This window comes from Streptomyces glaucescens (genome assembly GCF_002154375.1).
Lineage (GTDB): Bacteria > Actinomycetota > Actinomycetes > Streptomycetales > Streptomycetaceae > Streptomyces > Streptomyces glaucescens.
The window spans coordinates 12945-34757 of the sequence record NZ_MUND01000124.1; the positions used below are offsets into that span (position 1 = coordinate 12945).

Below are 21813 nucleotides of genomic sequence, written 5' to 3' on the forward strand. Positions count from 1 at the left end.
GACGGTCGGCCGGGGCGGGCTCAGCGCGAGCCCGCCCCGGCCTCCGCCTCCTCCTTCGCCCGCACCGGGCCGCCGAGCGTCGCCTCGGCCGCCGCGTAGAGGTCGGCGGGACGCACCCCGTTCAGTGCCGTGACCAGATGACCGTCGGGCCGCACGAGCAGCACGGTGTGGGCGGCCGCACCGGGGTAGCTCTCGGCGACCAGCAGCTCGGCCCGGTGCGGCAGGGCCGTCACCGCCGCCGCGAGCCGGGGCATGATCCCGGCCGTCACCCAGTGCCTGCGCTCCCACACGCCCGTGCCCGGCGCGACGAGCACGACGAGCAACGCGCCTCGGCCCAGCCGGTCCCGGAGTCGCACGAACGAGCCGTCCTCCGCCGTGACCACCACATCGGTGACCGGCGCACCCGGCGGAGTGCCGACGGGGACCTCGGCCTCGATGTGCCGGGGCGCGAGCGGGGAGTCGGCGTAACCGGCCGGAGCACCGAGCGGCCCGCTGCCCAGGTGCCCGTCCGTCAGCAGCGCGTCATGACCGCGGGCGGCCCCGGGCACGTACGAGCGCAGCCCCTTGCCGCCGCGCACCAGCGGCAGCGCCTGGTCGGCGGCGCGCAACCGGGCGGCGACGACCGCGCGCCGCTCCGCCTGGTAGCTGTCCAGCAGTGCCTCGTGCGGCCCGTGGTGCCAGGCCAGCGCCAGCTTCCAGGCGAGGTTGTCGGCGTCCCGCAGTCCCTCGTCCAGACCGTGGGTGCCGAGCGCGCCGAGCAGGTGCGCCGCGTCCCCGGCGAGGAAGACCCGGCCCACCCGCCAGCGGCGGGCCAGACGGTGGTGGACGACATGGACGCCGGTGTCCAGCAGTTCGTACGAGGGTGACGTTTCTCCCGTCCAGCCGGTCAGGGTTTCCCGGACGCGGGCCAGCAGAAGCTCGGGCGTGACCAGGTCCTTGCCGGGTGGCAGCAACCAGTCCAGTCGCCAGACGCCGTCCGGGAGCGGGCGCCCGGTCACCTCCCCGGCCGAGGAGCCCGACGACCGCCACGGCGGCATCCGGTGGAGCAACGCCTGACCCGGCCACGGTAGTTCCGTCCGCAGCGCGGCGACGGCGTGACGTTCCACCGCCGTACGGCCGGGGAAGCGGATGTCCAGCAGCTTGCGCACCGTCGAGCGCGGGCCGTCGCAGCCGACCAGGTGACTGCCGCGCCACCAGGTGCCGCTGGGGCCCCGGGTGTGCGCGGTGACGCCCGAGGTCTCCTGCTCGACGGCGTCCAGCCGGCTGTCCACAGCGATCTTGACCAGCCGTTCCCTGGCGAGGGCGGCATGCAGGGCGCCCGTGAGCACGTGCTGGGCGACGTGCAGCGGGGGAGTGAGGGGCGCGGGCGCCTGCGGGTCCCCGGCCACCTCCGCGTCCTCGGGGGCCTCGTCGAAAGTGATCTCCCGCATCACCTGCTTGCGCCGCATCGACCGCCATCCGGCCCAGCGGGCGCCGGCGTCGTCGAGCGGCACACCGGTCAGCCGTTCGATCAGCGCGGCGGTGTCCTCACGCAGCACGACGGTGCGCGCGAGCCGTGGCTCGTCCTTGCCCGGCCCCTCGTCGAGGACGACGGACGGCACCTCCTGACGCGCCAGCGCCAGGGCGAGCGTGAGCCCGACGGGCCCCGCTCCGACGATGATCACCGGGTCCACGGCGCGGCGCCCCCTGCCCGTGGCGGTGTCCTGAGGGACGTATGTGAACAGGAAGGTGGAGCAGGGTGCACGATCACAGAACGTATGCAACCTATTGCGGGTGCTTGCGTCAAGTGACGAGGGGCAGTGGCGATCATGCCACTGCCCCTCGTGTCACAGGAGGCTATTGACCGACAGTCAGATACTGCCGCCCGCCCCGGTGCCGTACGACCCGCCGACCTCCGCGGCGTTCATCTCCTCGACGTCGTCCTTGCCCAGCACCGCACCCGTCGACCGCTTGCTGCGCCGCAGCCTCTGCTCCAGCCAGCCCGCGAAGCTGGTGAGGATGAAGTTGACGATGATGTAGATGATCGCCACGACGATGAAGCTGGGGATGACGTTCGCGTAGTTGGCCGCCAGCGTGCCGCGCGTGTTCAGCAGCTCGGTGAAGCCGATCATCACGCCGCCCAGCGCGGTGTCCTTCACGATGACGACGAGCTGGGTGACGATCGCCGGAAGCATGGCCGTGACCGCCTGCGGCAGCAGGATGTTGGTCATCGTCTGGCCCTTGCGCAGACCGATCGCGTGGGCCGCCTCCGTCTGTCCCTTGGGCAGCGAGAGGATGCCCGCGCGGACGATCTCGGCGAGGACCGAGGCGTTGTAGAGCACGAGACCGGTGACCACCGCGTACAGCGGCCGGTCCTCGCTGCTGACGTCCGTGTAGCGGGAGTAGAACTCGTTGGCGAACAGCATCAGCAGCAGGACCGGGATGGCCCGGAAGAACTCGATCACCGCGCCGGCCGGGATGCGTACCCAGACGTGGTCGGAGAGGCGGGAGATACCGAAGAAGGCACCCAGCGGGAGGGCGATGACCATGGCCAGCCCCGCCGCCTTGAGGGTGTCGGCGAGACCGGGGAGCAGATACGTCGTCCAGGCCTCGGACTGCGTGAACGGCTTCCACAGGGCCCACTCCAGCTGCCCCTTGTCGTCCATCACCGTGTAGACCCACCACAGCAGGAGGGCCAGCAGGGTGAAGAAGACGACCGAGAAGATGATGTTGCGCCGCTTGGCCCGGGGGCCGGGGGCGTCGTAGAGAACCGAGGTCACCGCTTCACCGCCAGTCGCTTGCTCAGCCAGCCGAGGATCAGGCCGGTGGGCAGGGTCAGTACCACAAAACCGAAGGCGAAGACCGCGCCGATGAGCACCGTCTGAGCCTCGTTCTCGATCATTTCCTTCATCAGCAGCGCGGCCTCCGCCACACCGATGGTCGCCGCCACCGTCGTGTTCTTCGTCAGCGCGATCAGCACGTTGGCGAGCGGGCCGATGACCGAACGGAATGCCTGCGGCAGCACGATCAGTCGCAGCACCTGACTGAAGCTCAGGCCGATGGCGCGGGCCGCCTCGGCCTGCCCGACCGGCACCGTGTTGATGCCGGAGCGCAGCGCCTCGCACACGAAGGCCGCGGTGTAGGCGACGAGACTGATCACCGCGAGGCGGAAGCCCTGGAGCTCGAAGTCGTCCGGTGCGCCCATGGTCACGCCGAAGATGTCGGCGAGGCCGAGCGAGGAGAAGACGACGATGACGGTGAGCGGGATGTTCCGGACGATGTTCACGTAGGCGGTGCCGAACCCGCGCATCAGCGGCACCGGGCTGACCCGCATCGCCGCCAGCAGGGTGCCCCAGATCAGGGAGCCGATGGCCGAGAACACGGTGAGCTGCACCGTCACCCAGAAGGCACCCAACAAGGTTGGATCGTCATAGTCAGAAATAAAGTCGAACACGATCTCCCGCGCTTCCGGGTGTGTGGCGTACGTGGCGGACGCGGCGCGCCGCCGCCCTGATCGCAGCGGACGGCGGCACGCCTCAGAAACCCCGCGTTACTGGACGGGCCTGGCTTACTTGACGATGTTGCCGATCTTCGGGGCCGGCTCGTTCTTGTAGTCGGCCGGGCCGAAGTTCTCCTGGACCGCCTTGTCCCAGGCCTTGTCGCTGACCATCTTCTCCAGCGCGTCGTTGATCTTGTTCACGGTCTCGGTGTCGCCCTTCTTGACGCCGATGCCGTAGTTCTCGTTGCTCAGCTTCAGGCCGGCGAGCTTGAACTGGCCCTGGTACTGCTTCTGGGCGGCGAAGCCGGCGAGGATGGAGTCGTCGGTCGTCAGCGCGTCCACCGCACCGCTCTGCAGGGCGGCGAGGCACTCGGAGTAGGTGCCGACCTGCTTCAGCTGCGCCTTCGGAGCGATCGTGTCCTTGACGTTCTGCGCCGAGGTGGAACCGGTCACCGAGCAGAGCTTCTTGCCGTTGAGGTCGGTGCCCTCCTTGATGTCCGAGTCCTTCTTCACCAGCAGGTCCTGGTGAGCCAGCAGGTACGGACCCGCGAAGTCGACCTTCTCCTTGCGCTCGTCGGTGATGGAGTAGGTCGCGGCGATGAACTTGACGTCGCCGCGGGACAGCGCGTTCTCACGGTCGGCGCTCTTGGTCTCGACCCACTCGATCTGGTCGGGCTCGTAGCCGAGCTCCTTGGCCACGTACGTCGCCACGTCGACGTCGAAGCCGGAGAAGGAACCGTCGGGCTCCTTCAGACCGAGACCGGGCTGGTCGTACTTGATGCCGATCTTGATCTTGTCGCCGCCGCCGGAACCCGAGCCGCCGTTGTTGTCCTTGTCGCCGTCGCCGCCGCAGGCGGTCGCGGTGATCGACAGGACGAGCGCGGCCGCGGCCGCGGCGGTGACCTTGCGGAGCTTCATGGTGAACATCCTTTGCGTGGTGAAGGGGACGCGGGCCGTCCGGTGCGGTGGTACCGGTGGTGCGGGCCGTCCGGTGCGGGGGTGACGCTGCTCGTCGCGCGGGCGACGAGGCCGGGTCAGTGGTGCAGGATCTTCGACAGGAAGTCCTTGGCACGATCGCTGCGCGGGTTGCTGAAGAACTGGTCGGGCGCGGCCTCCTCGACGATGCGGCCGTCCGCCATGAAGACCACGCGGTTCGCGGCCGATCGTGCGAAGCCCATCTCGTGGGTCACCACGATCATGGTCATGCCCTCACGGGCGAGCTGCTGCATGACCTCGAGGACCTCGTTGATCATCTCCGGGTCGAGCGCCGACGTCGGCTCGTCGAAGAGCATGACCTTGGGGTCCATGGCGAGGGCACGCGCGATGGCGACACGCTGCTGCTGGCCGCCGGAGAGCTGCGCGGGGTACTTGTCCGCCTGGCTGGCCACGCCGACCCGGTCCAGCAGGGCGCGCGCCTTCTCCTCGGCCTTCTTCTTGTCCGCCTTGCGGACCTTGATCTGGCCGAGCATCACGTTCTCGAGCACGGTCTTGTGCGCGAAGAGATTGAAGGACTGGAACACCATCCCGACGTCGGCCCGCAGCCGGGCGAGCTCCTTGCCCTCCTGGGGCAGGGGCTTGCCGTCGATCGAGATCGTGCCGGAGTCGATCGTCTCCAGGCGGTTGATGGTGCGGCACAGGGTGGACTTCCCGGACCCGGAGGGCCCGATGACCACGACGACTTCGCCGCGGGCGATCGTCAGATCGATGTCCTGGAGTACGTGCAACGCGCCGAAGTGCTTGTTGACGCTCTTCAGGACGACCAGTTCGCCGGGCGCGGCCACATCTTCCTTGGCCACCGATACTTCGGTCATCGCTTGCTGGCTCCGTCCTCCTCGGGTTTCGGAGGACACTAGTAACCCTACGCGACCTGCGTCATTACATCTGAGGGGAATCTGAGCATCACGATCCGATAGCAATCGGACACCTGTCGTAGCACTTGTGACCTGCGAGCGTATCGGCCGGATAACTTCGGTGGCCCGGCAACCGGAACCCTCTTGACGCCGTCGTCATCCATCAGCGTGACTGCCATGGTGCATGCCGCGCGCGCGTGCACGCGATTACAGCCAGCGGATCCAACCAGCCGATGAACCGAAGGGGGCCGGGATGAGACTGCTCCTCGTCGAGGACGACAACCATGTCGCCACTGCTCTGTCCGCGGTCCTTGCGCGGCACGGCTTCGACGTCACCCACGCCCGCAGCGGCGAGGAGGCCCTGCAGGCCCTGGTGCCCGAGGGCGCGGGTTTCGGCGTCGTCCTGCTCGACCTCGGCCTGCCCGACCAGGACGGGTACGAGGTGTGCAGCAAGATCCGCAAGCGCACCGCCACCCCGGTGATCATGGTCACCGCGCGGTCCGACGTGCGCTCCCGCATCCACGGCCTCAACCTCGGGGCCGACGACTACGTGGTCAAGCCGTACGACACCGGGGAGCTGCTCGCCCGGATCCACGCGGTCAGCCGGCGCTCGGTCCACGAGGACGCCACCGGCCCCATCGAGACCGCCCTCCACCTGGGGCCCGTCCGGATCGAGCTGCCCACGCGCCAGGTCAGCGTCGACGGGTCGGTCGTCCAGCTGACCCGCAAGGAGTTCGACCTCCTCGCCCTGCTGGCGCAGCGCCCGGGCGTGGTCTTCCGGCGGGAGCAGATCATCAGCGAGGTCTGGCGCACCAGCTGGGAGGGGACCGGCCGCACCCTGGAGGTGCATGTCGCGTCCCTGCGGGCCAAGCTGCGCATGCCGGCGCTCATCGAGACCGTGCGCGGCGTCGGCTACCGGCTCGTCGCCCCGGGCGCGTAGCGGGGCAGGGTGCGCACACGTCTCCTGCCGCTGCTCATCGTCCTGATGGCGGCCGTACTGCTGGCGCTCGGTCTTCCGCTCGCCGTCAGCCTGGCCGCGGCCCAGCAGCAGAAGGTGGTCGTCGACCGGATCGACGACACCGCGCGGTTCGCGGCCCTCGCGCAGTTCGTCACCGCTCCGCCCGCCGTCGAGGACGAGCGTCGCGAGACGCTGAAGCGCGAGCTGATGAGTTACTACAAGGTCTACGGCATTCGTGCCGGTGTCTTCTACCGCGACAGCACCCCCATGGCCCATGCGCCGGACGACTGGTTGCTCCCCCGATCGGGTGAGGTGCGGGCGGCGTTCGACGAGGCGTTCCTCAGCCGCCGCAGCCACGATCCGCGACAGGTGTGGCCCTGGGAGCGGCACCGCCTGGTCGTCGCCTCGCCGGTGATCCGGGACGGCGATGTCATCGCGGTGGTGGTCACCGACTCGCCCACCGGCCAGATGCGGTCACGGATCCTGCGCGGCTGGCTGGTCATCGCTGCGGGGGAGACCGCCGCGATGCTGCTGGCCGTGGGCGCCGCGCTGCGGCTGACCGGCTGGGTGCTCAAGCCCGTACGCGTACTGGACGCCACCACCCACGACATCGCCACGGGGCGGCTGAAGTCCCGGGTGGCGGTGGCGAGCGGGCCGCCGGAGCTGCGCCGGCTGGCCCGGTCCTTCAACGAGATGGTGGACAACGTCGAGGATGTCCTGGAACAGCAGCGCGCCTTCGTCGCCGACGCCTCCCACCAGTTGCGCAACCCGCTCGCGGCGCTGCTGCTGCGCATCGAGCTGCTGGCGCTGGAGCTGCCGGAGGGCAACGAGGAGATCGCCTCCGTGCAGGCCGAGGGCAAGCGCCTCGCCCAGGTGCTCGACGGCCTGCTCGGCCTGGCGCTCGCCGAGCACGCCGAGGCCGACCTGGAACTCACCGACATCGGCGCGCTCACCGCCGAACGGGTGGCGGCCTGGGCGCCCACCGCCGAGGCCAAGGGCGTACGGCTGGCGGCCGACTGCCCGCCCACCACTGCCTGGGCCGACGCGGTCACCCTGTCCAGCGCGCTGGACGCGGTGATCGACAACGCGCTGAAGTTCACTCCGGCGGGCGAGCGCGTGGAGGTGAGCGTGGCGTCCAACGGTGACACCTCGACCGTCGTGGTCGCGGACCACGGGCCGGGTCTCACCGATGAGGAGCTGACCCGCGTGGGCGACCGTTTCTGGCGCAGCGGCCGCCACCAGAACGTCAAGGGCTCCGGCCTCGGTCTGTCCATCACGCGGGCGCTGCTCGCCTCGGCGGGCGGCTCGATCACCTACGACCATCACGAGCCGCACGGGCTCAGGGTGACGCTGCGGGTGCCGCGGAGCGGGCCCGCGGCGTGACCGGGAAGAACCTGGCCGGGCGGGATGAGCCACCGCACGGGAGCCGCGTCCACGGCTTTCACCGCGCGCAGGCCCGTTACGGCTTCACCGAGCGGTAGTAGCGCCGCGCGCCCTCGTGCAGGCTCAGCGGATCGGTGTAGATCGCGGTGCGCAGGTCGACCAGCTGGGCGGAGTGGACGTGGGCCCCGATGCGGTCGCGGCTCCTGATCACGGCCCGGGTCAGCCACTCGGTCAGCTCGGGATCCATGTCCTTGCGGGTGATCAGCAGGTTGGACACGGCGATGGTCGGCACGGCCTCGCCCTTCTGGATCGTCGGGTAGGCCGACTCGGGGATGCTGGTGGCGCGGTAGTACCGGGTGGCGGCGCGTTCCTGGTGCAGCTCGGCGACCAGACCGGCGTCGATCGGGATGAACCGGAACAACTCGGTCTTGGCGAGCTTGCGCAGACCGTCCGTCGGCAGCCCGCCCGACCAGAAGAACGCGTCGAGCTTCTTCCCCAGCTGCTTGGGCCCGGTGTCGATGCCGTCCGAGTACGGCGTGATGTCGTGCTCCGGGTCGAGACCGGCCGCCCTGAGCACCCGGTTGGCGATCAGCCGCACCCCCGAGTCGGGCAGCCCTATGGCCACCCGCTTGCCCCGCAGGTCGGCGACGGACCGGATCTCCGAGTTCGGCGCGACGACGAGCTGCACATAGTCGTCGTACAGGCGGGCGACCCCGCGCAGCCGGTCGGCACCCTCCCCGCCGAGCTTGTAGGTCTCCACCGCGTCGGCGGCGGCGATGGTGAAGTCGGCCTTCCCGGTGGCCACACGCGCGACGTTCTCCTGCGAACCCGCGCTGGTGAGCAGTTCCACCTCGAGGTCCGGCATGTCCTTGGCCAGCTCTTTGCGCAGCCGGTCCCCGTACTCGTAATAGACCCCCGCGCGGGTGCCCGTGCTGAACGTGATCGTCCCGCCCGGGGGCTCCTCCTCCAAGGGCAGCAGCCACCACAGCAGCAGGCCGAGAGCCACGACACCGACGGTCGCGCTCTGCAGGGCCCGGCGGCGGCCGACGCGGGGGAGAAGCTTGGGCATGCGCGAGATCCTGCCAGCCCGCGGGCCCACCTGACCAGGGCCGGAATCACAGCGGGGCCTGCCAAAGGCGGCCGATACGGTGGACGCATGAGCTCATCGCCCGCCGATCTGGTCCGCGCGTTCCACCTCGCTCTCGGTCTCGACGTCCGCAGCACGCCGACCGAGGTCTCCCCGGAGCTGGCCGCGCACAGAGGCGAACTGCTGGCCGAGGAGGCCGCGGAGGTCGCCGAGGTCTCGGCAACCGGCCCACTGGACCGGCTCGCGCACGAACTGGCCGACGTGGTCTACGTGGCGTACGGCACCGCCCTCGTCCACGGCATCGACCTGGACCAGGTGATCGCCGAGATCCACCGCTCCAACATGACCAAGCTGGGCCCCGACGGCACGGTCTCGCGCCGAGCCGACGGCAAGGTCCTCAAGGGCGAGCACTACGAGGCGCCGGACGTGCCGGCGGTGCTCCGGCGGCAGGGGTGGCGGGCGGAGTCCTCCTGAGGCCGGCGCTCGGGAGGACTCCCGAGCGCCGGCCGTTCGTACGGCGATGAGTGTCCCGCCCGCGCGGCCGCCCCCACGCTGTCCCGTCCCTCAGTCGCCCACGGGCGTCTGCGCCCGCTGCTCCTCCTCGGGGCGTACGGGGCCGGCGGCCTGCGCGCGGGCGGCGGACCGGCGGGTCCACCACATCGCCAGCGGTTCGGTGTACCGCGCGGTGAGCGGGCCGAGGACGACCAGGAGGAGGACGTAGGCGGTGGCCAGCGGGCCCAGGGCCGGTTCGATGCCCGCGGTGACAGCCAGGCCGGCGATGACGATGGAGAACTCGCCGCGGGCCACCAGCGCCCCGCCCGTCCGCCAGCGGCCCTTGACGGAGATGCCGGCCCGGCGCGCCGCCCAGTACCCGGTGGCGATCTTCGTCACGGCGGTGACGACGGCCAGCACGAGGGCGGGCAGCAGCACCGGAGGAATGCTCGCCGGGTCGGTGTGCAGTCCGAAGAAGACGAAGAACACCGCGGCGAACAGGTCCCTGAGCGGGCTGAGCAGGGTGTGCGCGCCTTCCGCGACCTCCCCGGACAGCGCGATGCCGACCAGGAAGGCGCCCACCGCCGCGGACACCTGGAGCTGCTGCGCGACACCGGCGACCAGGATCGTCAGGCCGAGCACGACGAGCAGCAGCTTCTCCGGATCGTCGCTGGAGACGAACCGCGAGATGACCCGGCCGTAGCGCACGGCCGCGAACAGCACCAGCCCGGCGACGCCCAGGGCGATCGCCAGCGTCACGCTCCCGGCCGCCAGGCCCACCCCGGCGACCAGCGCGGTGACGATCGGCAGGTACACGGCCATCGCCAGGTCCTCCAGGACCAGGACGCTGAGGATGACCGGGGTCTCCCGGTTGCCGATCCGGCCCAGTTCGCCGAGGACCTTGGCGATGACTCCGGAGGAGGAGATCCAAGTGACGCCGGCCAGGACGACGGCGGCGACCGGACCCCAGCCGAGCAGCAGCGCGGCGGCGGCGCCGGGCAGGGCGTTGAGCGCGCAGTCGACCAGGCCGGCCGGGTAGTGAGCCTTGAGGTTGGAGACGAGATCGCTCGCCGTGTATTCCAGGCCGAGCATCAGCAGCAGCAGGATCACGCCGATCTCGGCGCCCGTGGCGATGAACTCCTCGCTCGCGCCGAGCGGCAGCAGACCGCCCGTGCCGAAGGCCAGACCGGCCAGCAGATACAGCGGGATGGCGGAGATGCCGAACCGCCCGGCGATCCGGCCGAGCAGGCCGAGGCCGAGGATGATGGAACCGAACTCGATCAGGAGGACCGCGGAGTGCACCCGTTCACTCCCGCCCGAGGATCGCGGCAGCGGCGTCGACGCCCTCCCGGGTGCCGATCACGATCAGGATGTCCCCGCCCGCGAGCCGGAAGTCCGGCGCGGGCGACGGGATCGCCTCGGCCCGCCGCAGCACCGCCACCACGGAGGCACCGGTCTCGGTCCGCATCCGGGTCTCGCCGAGCAGCCGCCCGTTCCAGCGCGAGGTCGCTCCCACCTCGATCCGCTCGGCCACCAGACCCAGGTCGGTGGTGTACAGCAGGCTCGTGCTGTGGTGCGACGGCATCAGGGCGTCGATCAGCGCGCCCGCCTCCGCGCCGGTCAGCCGCAGGGACTGGGCGCACGAGTCGGGGTCGTCCGCGCGGTACACCCCGACCGTGCGGGTGCCGTCGCGGTGTGCCACGACGGACAGGTGGCGCTGCTCGCGCGTGACGAGGTCGTACTGGACCCCGATACCCGGCAGCGGCGTCGCCTTCAGGCGCGGTGCGGACACGTCTCTTCCCCTTGTTCGCCTTGCTTCTTCCCATGGGCCGGACCCCCTGATCGGTACGGCAGACTCCGGCGTCACCATGCTGTCAGCCGCCCGTACGGTGACGACATGGGTGTTGTCACGGATATACGCGGGCGCCGGGCGGCGGCGAAGCTGGACGGGGCGCGGCCTTGCCCGCGGGCTGGAGGAGCCGGAGAGGCCGGAGAGACGGCAGGAGCCCGAGAAGCCGGAGGACCCGGAGAGAGCGGAGTCGGAAGCGTGTCGCTGTTCTGGCGGATCTTCTCGCTCAACTCCGTCGGCCTGGTCGCGGCAGCCGCCCTGCTGCTGGGCCCGGTCACCGTGTCGACCCCCGTGCTGCCCGGCGAGGCGCTGGTCGTCCTCGCCGGACTCGCCGCGCTGCTGGCCGGCAACGCGGCCGTGCTGCGCATCGGACTCACGCCCCTGCAGCGGCTCGGCCGGGCCATGGCGGCCGTGGACCTGCTGCGGCCGGGGACCCGCGCGGTCGTCGCCGGGCCCGCGGAGACCGCCGAGCTGATCACGACCTACAACGCCATGCTCGACCGCCTGGAGACCGAACGCGCCGCCAGTGCCGGCCGCGCGCTGCTCGCGCAGGAGCGCGAACGGCACCGGGTCGCACGGGAACTGCACGACGAGGTCGGCCAGACCCTCACCGCCGTGCTGCTCCAGCTCAAACGGGTCGCCGACCGGGCGCCCGAGGGACTGCGCGACGAGCTCGGCCAGGCGCAGGAGGCCACCCGCGCGGGTCTGGACGAGATCCGCCGCATAGCGCGCCGGCTGCGCCCCGGCGTGCTGGAGGAACTGGGCCTGGCCAGCGCGTTGCGCTCGCTCGCCGGTGAGTTCACCGCCCACGGGCTGACCGTGCGGCACGACGTGCGCGGTGAACTGCCCCCGCTCACCGGGGAGACCGAACTCGTGATCTACCGAGTGGCGCAGGAAGGGCTCACCAATACCGCGCGGCACTCCGGCGCCGGCCGTGCGGAGCTTCGCCTGGGCCCCGTCCCCGGCGGTGTCGAACTGCTCGTCCGGGACAACGGCACCGGCCTGGGCGCGGGCTCGCCGGAAGGAGCCGGCATCAGCGGGATGCGGGAGCGTGCGCTGCTGATCGGGGCGGAGCTGAGCCTCGGACCGGGTCCCGACGGGGGCACGGACGTACGGATGCGGATCCCGTGCGGACGGCGGGAGGCCCGATGACCGCCCCGGTCCGCGTCCTGCTCGCCGACGACCACACGCTCGTCCGCCGAGGAGTGCGCCTCATCCTGGACGGCGAGCCGGACCTGACGGTCGTGGCCGAGGCCGGCGACGGCGCGGAGGCGGTCGCACGCGCGCGTGCGGGCGACGTCGATCTGGCGGTCCTGGACGTCGCCATGCCCCGCATGACGGGTCTGCAAGCGGCCCGCGAGCTGTCCCGGCGGCTGCCCGGGCTGCGCATCCTCATTCTCACGATGTACGACAACGAGCAGTACTTCTTCGAGGCGCTGAAGGCCGGGGCCTGCGGCTATGTCCTCAAGTCCGTGGCCGACCGCGATCTGGTCGAGGCATGCCGCGCGGCCATGCGCGACGAGCCGTTCGTCTACCCCGGCGCCGAGCGAGCCCTGGTCCGGGCCTATTTGGACCGCCTCCACCGCGGTGACGGCCGCCTGCCGGAACGGGCCGTCACCGAGCGCGAGGAGGAGATCCTGAAGCTGGTCGCCGAGGGCCACACCTCCAAGGAGATCGCCGAGCTGCTGTTCATCAGCGTCAAGACGGTCGAACGCCACCGCGCCAACCTGCTGCAGAAGCTCGGCCTGCGCGACCGCCTGGAACTGACCCGGTACGCGATACGCGCCGGCCTGATCGAACCGTGAGCCGACCGGGTGACCCGGATCGCGCCGACCGGTTGTCCACAGGCGGCCCGAGCCACTTCCGCCGACCGCCTACCCTTGTCCCATGAGCAGCATCGACCAGAGCCGGGCCGTGGGCGTCCGCACATACGAGGTACGCACCTACGGGTGCCAGATGAACGTCCATGATTCCGAGCGACTGGCCGGTCTGCTGGAGGACGCGGGCTACGTGCGCGCCCCCGAGGGCTCCGACGGCGACGCCGACGTCGTCGTCTTCAACACCTGCGCGGTCCGGGAGAACGCCGACAACCGGCTGTACGGCAACCTCGGCCACCTCGCCCCGAAGAAGGCCCGGCGGCCCGGCATGCAGATCGCGGTCGGCGGCTGTCTCGCCCAGAAGGACCGCGACACCATCGTGAAGAAGGCGCCCTGGGTGGACGTCGTCTTCGGCACGCACAACATCGGCAAGCTGCCGGTCCTGCTGGAACGCGCGCGCGTGCAGGAGGAGGCCCAGGTCGAGATCGCCGAGTCGCTGGAGGCGTTCCCCTCCACGCTGCCGACCCGGCGCGAGAGCGCCTACGCCGCGTGGGTCTCCATCTCCGTGGGCTGCAACAACACCTGCACCTTCTGCATCGTCCCCGCGCTGCGCGGCAAGGAGAAGGACCGCCGCCCCGGTGACATCCTCGCCGAGGTCGAGGCCCTGGTCGCCGAGGGCGTCTCCGAGATCACGCTGCTCGGCCAGAACGTCAACGCCTACGGCTCCGACATCGGCGACCGAGAGGCGTTCAGCAAGCTGCTGCGGGCCTGCGGGAAGATCGAGGGCCTGGAGCGGGTGCGCTTCACCTCCCCGCACCCGCGCGACTTCACCGACGACGTCATCGCCGCCATGGCCGAGACGCCGAACGTGATGCCGCAGCTCCACATGCCGCTCCAGTCCGGTTCGGACACCGTCCTGAAGGCGATGCGCCGCTCCTACCGCCAGGAGCGCTACCTCGGCATCATCGAGAAGGTCCGCGCGGCCATCCCGCACGCGGCGATCACCACCGACATCATCGTGGGCTTCCCCGGCGAGACCGAGGAGGACTTCGAGCAGACCCTGCACGTGGTGCGCGAGGCCCGCTTCGCCCAGGCGTTCACCTTCCAGTACTCCAAGCGCCCGGGCACCCCGGCCGCCGAGATGGACGACCAGATCCCCAAGGAGGTCGTCCAGGCGCGTTACGAGCGGCTGGTCGCCCTTCAGGAGGAGATCTCCTGGGAGGAGAACAAGAAGCAGGTCGGTCGCACCCTGGAGCTGATGGTCGCCGAGGGTGAGGGCCGCAAGGACGGCGCCACCCACCGTCTGTCCGGCCGCGCCCCCGACAACCGCCTGGTCCACTTCACCAAGCCGGAGCAGGAGGTGCGTCCCGGCGACGTGGTCACCGTCGAGGTCACCTACGCCGCTCCGCACCACCTCCTCGCCGAGGGCGCCGTCCTCGGTGTGCGCCGCACGCGCGCGGGCGACGCCTGGGAGAAGCGCAACGCCGCCGAGGCCGCCAAGCCGGCCGGTGTGATGCTGGGCCTGCCGAAGATCGGGGCCCCGCAGCCCCTGCCGGTCGCCACGGGCAGCGGCTGCGGCTGCGACTGACGAAGCGCCGGGGCTCCTTCACGGGAGCGTGAGGGCTCGCCGAGACAGGTGGGAAGCGGGAGGGCTCGCCGTGCCGCAGGCGCGACGGGCTCTCGCCGGGGCATGGTGAGCCGTGCGGCCCGGCGGGGGTTACCCTGCCGATCATGCTTGTCGCCGCCGCTGTCTGCCCCTGTCCGCCCCTCCTGGTGCCCGTGATCGCCGCGGGCGCAGCGCCCGAGCTGGACGCCGCGCGTGCCGCCTGCACGGACGCGCTCGGGGTGCTCGCCGCCGCCCGGCCGGACCGGCTGGTGGTCGTCGGACCCGCCGACGAGGGCGGAGCCGGCCCGTACCCGGAGGGCGCACCGGGCTCCTTCCGTGGCTTCGGCGTCGATCTGGGCGTATGCCTGGGCCGCGAGCGGGCCGCCGAGGAAACGCGCGAACTGCCGCCGTCGCTGGCGGTCGCCGCGTGGCTGCTGGAGCGCACCGGCTGGTCGGATGCCCCGATCGAGGGAATGGGCGTGGCGGAACCGCTCGGCGTCGAGCGGTGTATCGAAGTCGGACGGGACATCGCCGGACGCGCGGGACGGGTGGCGCTGCTGGTGATGGGCGACGCCAGCGCGTGCCGGACGGTGAAGGCCCCGGGCTATCTGGACGCGCGGGCGGAGCCCTTCGACGCGCAGGTCGCGCGTGCGCTGGGGGCGGCGGACGTCGCGGCGCTCCGGGCACTCGACACGGGGCTGGCGCGGGAGCTGAAGGTGTCGGGGCGCGCGCCGTGGCAGGTGCTCGCCGGCGCCGCCCAGGACGCGGGGCTCAGCGGCGCGCTGCTGTACGAGGACGCGCCGTACGGGGTGGGGTATGTGGTGGCGGCCTGGTCGTAGCGCCGCCTGAGCCGCACCTGGAGCGAGGGCGCGCGGGCTGTCCGAGAACGGCGGACGGCCGGGAGCCTGTTGCTCCGCGGCCGTCCGCCGTATGCGTTGTCCTGCGGTGTCGACTGCCGTTCAGGAAGTCGGTGGGGGCGTGCCGGGCGGGGTGCTCGGCGGCGCGCTCGGCGGGGTGCCGGTGGCGCCTTTGGGGCCGGTGTCGTCCTGGTGGGCGAGCCGTTCCATCGCGCCCTTCGCCTTGCCAGAGCCCGACTGGATCTTGTCGCTGTACTTGCCCTTGGTGCGCTCGTCGACGACCTTGGCGGCGCGGTCGATGCCGTGCTGGATCTTGTCCCCGTGCTGCTGCGCGAGGCCGGAGACCTTGTTCCTGGCCGGGGCGAGCTTGGCCTTCACATTGTCGAAGAGACCCATGGGTTCACCTTCCCTCGCGGGCAGTCTACGCGCGGCGCCCTTTACGCGCGGGCGCCCTTGTCGGCCTCGCTGTCGGCCGCTTCCACGGCGGACTGCTGCTTGGGGATCCCGACGGCGTCGGACGAACCGGTCTCGCCGGCCTCCGTCGTGGGCGCCTCCGTGCCTGTACCCGTGCCCGTCGTCGTCTCCGTCGCGGAGTCGGTTGCGGCGCCGTCCGGTCCCTTCGCGTCCGCAGCCTCGTTCGCCCCGGAACCGGCCGATGGCGTGTCGGCCTGTGCCCCGGCGCTCGACGCCTCCTCGGTAGCCTTCGACCTCCGCAGAAGTCGCGCAAGAACGCCCATAGTCACTCCATACGTATTCGTGCGGGGGTGTAATCCCGCGTCGCCCCGTGCGTCCGTTCGCGTCGCCCGGGTCACCGCCCCTGCCGATCGGCGGCAAGAACCTCGCAACGGGCAACGACCCCCGGTTGCGGGCCGTCACGTAACTCGTTCGAGGCCACGGTGCGAGGTTTGCGAGACTGGTGCGGTGAGCAGCGCAGCCCCCGCCCCCCGCGTCATCGCCGTCGTCGGTCCCACCGCGGCCGGAAAGTCCGATTTGGGCGTCTATCTCGCCCAGCGACTCGGCGGGGAGGTCGTCAACGCGGACTCCATGCAGCTCTACCGAGGGATGGACATCGGCACCGCCAAGCTGACGCCCGAGGAGCGCGGCGGCGTCCCCCACCACCTCCTGGACATCTGGGACGTGACTGTCACGGCCTCCGTCGCCGAGTACCAGCGGCTCGCGCGGGAGCGGATCGACGCGCTGCTCGCCGAAGGGCGCTGGCCGATCCTGGTCGGCGGCTCCGGCCTGTACGTCCGCGGTGCCGTCGACAACCTGGAGTTCCCCGGCACCGATCCCGAGGTGCGGGCCCGCCTGGAGGACGAACTGGCACTGCGCGGCTCCGGTGCGCTGCACGCCCGGCTCGCCGCCGCCGACCCCGAGGCCGCGCGGGCGATCCTCCCGAGCAACGGCCGCCGTATCGTCCGGGCCCTGGAAGTGATCGAGATCACCGGCCGGCCGTTCACCGCCAACCTCCCCGGCCACGACTCGGTCTACGACACCGTGCAGATCGGCGTCGACGTGGCCCGGCCGGAGCTGGACGAGCGCATCGCGCGCCGGGTCGACCGGATGTGGGAGGCCGGGCTCGTCGAGGAAGTGAGCGCACTGGAGGCACAGGGGTTGCGCGAGGGGCGTACGGCGTCGCGCGCGCTCGGCTACCAGCAGGTGCTCGCCGCGCTCGCCGGCGAGTGCACGCTCGACGAGGCACGGATCGAGACCGTCCGCGCGACCAAGCGCTTCGCGCGCCGTCAGGATTCATGGTTCAGGCGCGACCCCCGGGTGCATTGGCTCAGTGGGGCCGCGGCGGATCTCGCGGAACTTCCGCGGCTCGCCCTGACGTTGGTCGAACGACCGGTTACAGCCTGATCACGTCATGGCATCGGGACGCTCCGGCCGTCATCGGGGCCTCCGGCGCCGTGCCATCATCGAGCTTCGATCGACCAGTGAAGTCCTAGTTGGGAGGGCGCGTGGCGATGGAGGCCGGCCCTCGCGACACCGCACAAGGCGCCGAGCACGCCACCACCGAGAGTGGCGCTGCCGAGCGGAACGACGACCGCCTGAGCCCCGACGGGCCGGACGAGACCCAGGGCGGAGTGACCGCCGACGGCCCCGAACCCGACGAGATGTTCGTGGGCGGGCCCGAGGTCGAGGTCGAGCTGCGTCCCCAGCGGCGGCTGCGCGTGTGGCAGTTGGCGCCCATCGTGGGCCTGGGTGCGATCGGCTCGCTGATGTTCGCCTTCCCGCTGGCCTTCGACTTCGGCGACAGCGGGGCCATGATCGCCATGCTGGGGCTGCTGATCTGCTCCTGCGCGGCCGGCTGGGGCATGATGGCCGCCCGCAGGGTCGGCTACACCTGGCCCGGGCTTCCGTCGCGCGGCGCCGGGCGGCGCCCGGACTGGCGGGTCGTGCTCGCGTACGTGGTCGTGGTGGCCGCGGTCGTGGTGCTGGCCGTGTGGCGCGTGGCGCGGCTGCGCTGAGCCGGCGCAGTCCCGCGTGAACCGTGCCGGCCTCCCGCGCGGGCGCGCTGCGGACCCGGTCGGCGGCCCGCTGTCGCACCCACCCCGTACGATCGAGGAATGAGCACGCGGATCGCCTTCCTCAAGGGGCACGGCACCGAGAACGACTTCGTGATCGTCCCGGACCCCGAGAACGCCATCGACCTGCCTCCGGCCGCCGTCGCCGCGCTGTGCGACCGCCGCGCGGGCATCGGGGGTGACGGACTGCTGCACGTGGTGCGGTCCGCCGCACATCCCGAGGCCGAGGAGATGGCGGCCGAGGCGGAGTGGTTCATGGACTACCGCAACGGTGACGGCTCCATCGCCGAGATGTGCGGCAACGGCGTACGCGTGTTCGCGCGCTACCTGCAGCACGCCGGGCATGTCACCGAGGGTGACCTCGCCGTCGCCACGCGCGGCGGCGTGAAGACCGTGCACCTCGCCAAGGACGGGGACGTCACCGTCGGCATGGGCAGGGCACGGCTGCCCGAAGGCGATGTCACCGTGAGTGTCGGCGAGCGCAGCTGGCCCGCGCGGAACGTGAACATGGGCAACCCCCACGCGGTCGCCTTCGTCGACGACCTCGCGGATGCCGGGGACCTGCTCTCCCCGCCCCCGTTCAGCCCGGCCGCAGCCTACCCGGACGGGGTGAACGTGGAGTTCGTCGCCGACCGCGGCCCCCGGCACGTCGCCATGCGGGTGCACGAGCGCGGCTCCGGCGAGACCCGGTCGTGCGGCACCGGCGCGTGCGCCGTCGCCGTGGCCACCGCCCGCCGCGACGGCGCGGTCCCGATCGCCACCGGCACCCCCGTCACCTACACCGTGGACGTCCCCGGCGGTCGCCTGCTGATCACCGAGCGGCCCGACGGAGAGATCGAGATGACCGGCCCCGCGGTGATCGTCGCCGAGGGCGAGATCGACGGGGAGTGGCTGGCCGGAGCGGCGGAGCGGCGCAGAGGCTGAGGCGTGGCCGCGTGGCCACGGGCCGTCGTACGCGGCACACCTGCGTACGCCGTGCGGAGAGCGCCGTCACCCCTTGGCCGAGCACGCCCAACCGTAAACGTCCTCGGCTTCGCTCGAATGGGTGATCCGTTTCACGCTCGGCGAGAGGCGGTCGGCCGCACGTGATGGGCTCGGTAGCATCAAGCACCGGCCCGGACGGGGGAGATGTCGCCGCCCCTGAGCCGTGTCCGCCTTGGGGCACCCCGTCCGCCGGTCCACGCAGCCGGAGGTGCCCATGAGTGCGGAGGCCACGAATCCCGCGAGTCCAGGCGCTGTGACGGACGCTGTGACCAGCGCCGTCGCGCCCACGGCGGCCGCCGCTCCGCGCCGAAGGAGCCGGCCCCGGATCGATCTGCGCCGCCTCGGCCGGGCCGCGCTGCTCGGCCCCGCCGCCCGGGACCGGCTGCCCGACGCCATCAGCCACGTCGCCGACGCCCATCGCGCCCACCACCCCGACGCCGACCTCGAACCCCTGCGCCGCGCCTACGTACTGGCCGAGTCCTCGCACCGCGGCCAGATGCGCAAGAGCGGCGAGCCGTACATCACCCACCCCCTCGCGGTGACCCTGATCCTCGCCGAACTCGGCGCCGAGACCACGACGTTGACCGCCTCCCTGCTCCACGACACCGTCGAGGACACCGATGTGACGCTCGACCAGGTGGGCGAGCAGTTCGGCGAGGAGGTGCGCTATCTCGTCGACGGCGTCACCAAGTTGGAGAAGGTCGACTACGGCGCCGCCGCCGAGCCCGAGACGTTCCGCAAGATGCTCGTCGCCACGGGCAACGACGTCCGGGTGATGTCGATCAAGCTCGCCGACCGGCTGCACAACATGCGCACCCTCGGCGTGATGCGCCCCGAGAAACAGGCCCGGATCGCCAAGGTCACCCGGGACGTCCTCATCCCGCTCGCCGAACGGCTCGGCGTCCAGGCGCTCAAGTCCGAGCTGGAGGACCTGGTCTTCGCGATCCTCCACCCCGAGGAGTACGAGCGCACCCGGGAGCTGATCGTCGAGAACGCGACCCGGACCGACGACCCGCTCGCCGAGATCGCCGACGAGATGCGGGCCGTGCTGCGCGAGGCCGGCATCCCGGCCGAAGTCCACATCCGGCCCCGCCACTTCGTCTCCGTGCACCGCGTCTCCCGCAAACGCGGCCGGCTGCGCGGCGCCGACTTCGGACGGATCCTCGTGCTGGTGAACGAGGACGCGGACTGCTACGGCGTCCTGGGCGAGCTGCACACCTGTATGACGCCCGTGGTCTCGGAGTTCAAGGACTTCATCGCCGTACCGAAGTTCAACCTGTACCAGTCCCTGCACACCGCCGTCGCCCGTCCCGACGGGCAGGTCGTCGAGGTCCTCATCCGCACCCATCGGATGCACAAGGTCGCCGAGGCGGGCGTGGTCGCGCTCGGCAACCCCTACGCGGCACCCCCGGAGGAGCAGTCGGCGGCGGACGGCGAGCGCGTCGACCCCACCCGGCCCGGCTGGCTCTCCCGCCTCCTCGACTGGCAGCGGGCCGCACCCGACTCCGACACCTTCTGGTCGACCCTGCGCGAGGACCTGGCCCAGGACCGTGAGATCACCGTGTTCCGGCCCGACGGCGGAGCCCTCGGCCTGCCCGAGGGCGCGACCTGCGTGGACGCCGCGTACGCGCAGTACGGGGAGGACGCGCACGCGTGCATCGGCGCGCGCGTCAACGGCCGGCTCGCGACGCTGAGCACAGTGCTGCGCGACGGTGACACCGTCCAGTTGCTCATGGGGCAGGACCCGGCGTCGGAGCCCTCACGGGAATGGCTGGAGCACGCTCACACGCCGGCCGCGCGGATCGCCATCCAGCGGTGGCTGGCGACGCACCCGGTGCCGGAGGGGACGACGGACGAGGAGGCCGCCGAGGTCGCCGAGGTCGCCGTGAGCGTGGAGACGAGGGAGGCAGGGCAGGCGAGGAGCACCGACACCGAGGCCGGCACCGGGGCCGGAGCCGCGGTGGCCCGGTCGGTCCCGGCGGGCTCCGTCACCGCCACCGCCGTCGCCGACCGTCCCGGCGCCTCCGTACGCCTCGCGGGCTGCTGTACGCCCGTACCGCCCGACGCGGTCACCGGATTCCTGGTCCGCGGGGGAACGGTCACCGTGCACCGGGTCGAGTGCGCGGCCGTGGCGCGGATGAAGGGCGCGCGCCGGGCCGAGGTGGGAGTGCGCTGGGGCGACGCCACCGGGAGCGCGACCTCGGGATGCCGCGTCACGCTGGTCGCTGAATCGTTCGGCCGCCCGCATCTCCTCGCGGACCTGACCGAGGCCATCGCGCTGGAAGGCGCCGAGATCGTCTCGGCCACCGTGGAACCCCCCAGCCAGCAGCGGGTACGCCACACATACACCCTCCAGCTCCCCGAGGCCGCCCGATTGCCGGCGCTGATGCGCGCCATGCGCAACGTCCCCGGCGTGTACGACGTCCGCCGCGCGCAGCACCCCGCAGCGGCGCACTGAGGGCGCCCACGAGGCCCCGCCGGACGAGCCCGTTCGAGTGGGCCCGGCGCGCGTCTGCGCCGTGCGCCGGGCGTGCGCTGGTAGCGGTGGGGCATGCCGTTCACCCCCCGCACCCACGCCCCCCGACGGCTGAAGGCGGCGCTGCTCGCCTCGGCCGTCACCGTCTGCCTCGTCGCCGCGAGCGCCCCGCCGGCTCCGCTGGGCGTCGGCGACCGCCTCTTCCCGCACCTGGGAAACCCCGGCTACGACGTGGCGTCGTACGATCTCGCCCTCGCCTACTCCGGCGCGAACGACAAGCCGCTGGCCGCCGTGACGACGATCGACGCCTGGATGACCGAGGACCTCGACCGCGTGAACCTCGACTTCGCGCGTGGCAAGGTCGAGACGGTGGAGATCGACGGCGAGCCCGCCGCGTACGCCGCGGCCGGTGAGGACCTGGTGATCACTCCCGGGAAGCCGCTGTCCG

At 71.8% G+C, this 21813-nt stretch carries 21 protein-coding genes and 1 pseudogene; 12 read left to right on the forward strand and 10 right to left on the reverse strand.

The genetic code is table 11. From position 1 onward, the window contains the following. Positions 1-20: 20 nt before the first annotated feature. The 5 genes from CCN42_RS09050 to CCN42_RS09070 form a co-directional block, all read right to left on the reverse strand. Positions 21-1673, reverse strand: coding sequence for an FAD-dependent monooxygenase (locus CCN42_RS09050; protein WP_086734402.1), 1653 nt, complete (start codon positions 1671-1673; stop codon positions 21-23). A 177-nt stretch (positions 1674-1850) separates the two neighbouring features. Next, complete coding sequence (locus CCN42_RS09055; protein ID WP_086734404.1) at positions 1851-2759, reverse strand: amino acid ABC transporter permease; 909 nt, start codon at positions 2757-2759, stop codon at positions 1851-1853. Beyond that, positions 2756-3433, reverse strand: a complete 678-nt coding sequence (locus CCN42_RS09060; protein WP_086734406.1) for an amino acid ABC transporter permease — start codon at positions 3431-3433, stop codon at positions 2756-2758. Before CCN42_RS09060 ends, CCN42_RS09055 begins: the two co-directional genes overlap by 4 nt. Before the next feature lie 114 nt (positions 3434-3547). Beyond that, a complete protein-coding gene (locus CCN42_RS09065; RefSeq protein ID WP_086168968.1) occupies positions 3548-4396 on the reverse strand; it encodes a glutamate ABC transporter substrate-binding protein in 849 nt (282 codons plus the stop codon). Between the two features lie 116 nt (positions 4397-4512). Continuing rightward, positions 4513-5289: an amino acid ABC transporter ATP-binding protein gene (locus CCN42_RS09070; protein ID WP_086168967.1), complete on the reverse strand. Its 777-nt coding sequence runs from the start codon at positions 5287-5289 to the stop codon at positions 4513-4515. Between the two features lie 292 nt (positions 5290-5581). Between CCN42_RS09070 and CCN42_RS09075 the strand changes: the two genes are divergently transcribed. Together CCN42_RS09075 and CCN42_RS09080 are read left to right on the forward strand one after the other, a co-directional pair. Further along, complete coding sequence (locus CCN42_RS09075) at positions 5582-6268, forward strand: response regulator transcription factor (RefSeq protein WP_086734408.1); 687 nt, start codon at positions 5582-5584, stop codon at positions 6266-6268. Positions 6269-6277: 9 nt separating this feature from the next. Then, positions 6278-7669 carry a sensor histidine kinase gene (locus tag CCN42_RS09080; RefSeq protein ID WP_086734410.1) on the forward strand — a complete coding sequence of 464 codons (1392 nt, stop codon included), beginning with the start codon at positions 6278-6280 and terminating at the stop codon, positions 7667-7669. Between the two features lie 76 nt (positions 7670-7745). On the opposite strand, the gene CCN42_RS09085 is transcribed toward CCN42_RS09080, so the two are convergent. Then, positions 7746-8738, reverse strand: a complete 993-nt coding sequence (locus CCN42_RS09085; RefSeq protein ID WP_086734412.1) for a TAXI family TRAP transporter solute-binding subunit — start codon at positions 8736-8738, stop codon at positions 7746-7748. Positions 8739-8825: 87 nt separating this feature from the next. Here CCN42_RS09085 and CCN42_RS09090 point away from each other — a divergent pair, with 87 nt between their 5' ends. After that, a complete protein-coding gene (locus CCN42_RS09090; protein ID WP_086734414.1) occupies positions 8826-9230 on the forward strand; it encodes a pyrophosphohydrolase domain-containing protein in 405 nt (134 codons plus the stop codon). A 90-nt stretch (positions 9231-9320) separates the two neighbouring features. On the opposite strand, the gene CCN42_RS09095 is transcribed toward CCN42_RS09090, so the two are convergent. Then, on the reverse strand, positions 9321-10550 hold the full coding sequence (locus tag CCN42_RS09095; protein ID WP_245877204.1) for a cation:proton antiporter: 1230 nt from the start codon (positions 10548-10550) through the stop codon (positions 9321-9323). Positions 10551-10554: 4 nt separating this feature from the next. Next, positions 10555-11040 carry a cation:proton antiporter regulatory subunit gene (locus CCN42_RS09100; RefSeq protein WP_086168962.1) on the reverse strand — a complete coding sequence of 162 codons (486 nt, stop codon included), beginning with the start codon at positions 11038-11040 and terminating at the stop codon, positions 10555-10557. A 255-nt stretch (positions 11041-11295) separates the two neighbouring features. Between CCN42_RS09100 and CCN42_RS09105 the strand changes: the two genes are divergently transcribed. The 4 genes from CCN42_RS09105 (at position 11296) to CCN42_RS09120 (ending at position 15359) form a co-directional block, all read left to right on the forward strand. Continuing rightward, on the forward strand, positions 11296-12249 hold the full coding sequence (locus CCN42_RS09105; protein WP_245877205.1) for a sensor histidine kinase: 954 nt from the start codon (positions 11296-11298) through the stop codon (positions 12247-12249). Continuing rightward, positions 12246-12902: a response regulator gene (locus tag CCN42_RS09110; protein ID WP_086168980.1), complete on the forward strand. Its 657-nt coding sequence runs from the start codon at positions 12246-12248 to the stop codon at positions 12900-12902. Before CCN42_RS09105 ends, CCN42_RS09110 begins: the two co-directional genes overlap by 4 nt. Positions 12903-12984: 82 nt before the next feature. Continuing rightward, entirely contained in the window at positions 12985-14502 is a 1518-nt protein-coding gene (miaB, locus tag CCN42_RS09115; RefSeq protein ID WP_086168960.1) for a tRNA (N6-isopentenyl adenosine(37)-C2)-methylthiotransferase MiaB, read from the forward strand. A gap of 143 nt (positions 14503-14645) precedes the next feature. Then, complete coding sequence (locus CCN42_RS09120) at positions 14646-15359, forward strand: class III extradiol dioxygenase subunit B-like domain-containing protein (protein WP_086734418.1); 714 nt, start codon at positions 14646-14648, stop codon at positions 15357-15359. Between the two features lie 120 nt (positions 15360-15479). Here CCN42_RS09120 and CCN42_RS09125 read toward each other — a convergent pair whose 3' ends face one another. Both CCN42_RS09125 and CCN42_RS09130 read right to left on the reverse strand, forming a co-directional pair. Next, complete coding sequence (locus tag CCN42_RS09125) at positions 15480-15773, reverse strand: antitoxin (protein WP_086734420.1); 294 nt, start codon at positions 15771-15773, stop codon at positions 15480-15482. 41 nt (positions 15774-15814) lie between these two features. Continuing rightward, positions 15815-16114 carry a hypothetical protein gene (locus CCN42_RS09130; RefSeq protein WP_086734422.1) on the reverse strand — a complete coding sequence of 100 codons (300 nt, stop codon included), beginning with the start codon at positions 16112-16114 and terminating at the stop codon, positions 15815-15817. 184 nt (positions 16115-16298) lie between these two features. On the opposite strand from CCN42_RS09130, the gene miaA reads away from it, so the two are divergent. From miaA to CCN42_RS09155, 5 genes and pseudogenes are all read left to right on the forward strand, one after another. Then, on the forward strand, positions 16299-17237 hold the full coding sequence (miaA, locus tag CCN42_RS09135) for a tRNA (adenosine(37)-N6)-dimethylallyltransferase MiaA (RefSeq protein WP_086734424.1): 939 nt from the start codon (positions 16299-16301) through the stop codon (positions 17235-17237). A gap of 107 nt (positions 17238-17344) precedes the next feature. Then, entirely contained in the window at positions 17345-17848 is a 504-nt protein-coding gene (locus tag CCN42_RS09140) for a hypothetical protein (RefSeq protein ID WP_086168955.1), read from the forward strand. A 99-nt stretch (positions 17849-17947) separates the two neighbouring features. Next, positions 17948-18829, forward strand: coding sequence for a diaminopimelate epimerase (gene dapF, locus CCN42_RS09145; protein WP_086734426.1), 882 nt, complete (start codon positions 17948-17950; stop codon positions 18827-18829). A 274-nt stretch (positions 18830-19103) separates the two neighbouring features. Beyond that, positions 19104-21347 (forward strand): RelA/SpoT family protein, encoded by a 2244-nt coding sequence (locus CCN42_RS09150; protein WP_086734428.1) that lies wholly within the window; start codon positions 19104-19106, stop codon positions 21345-21347. A gap of 93 nt (positions 21348-21440) precedes the next feature. Then, positions 21441-21813 (forward strand): annotated as a pseudogene (locus CCN42_RS09155) (M1 family peptidase); the annotation flags it as partial.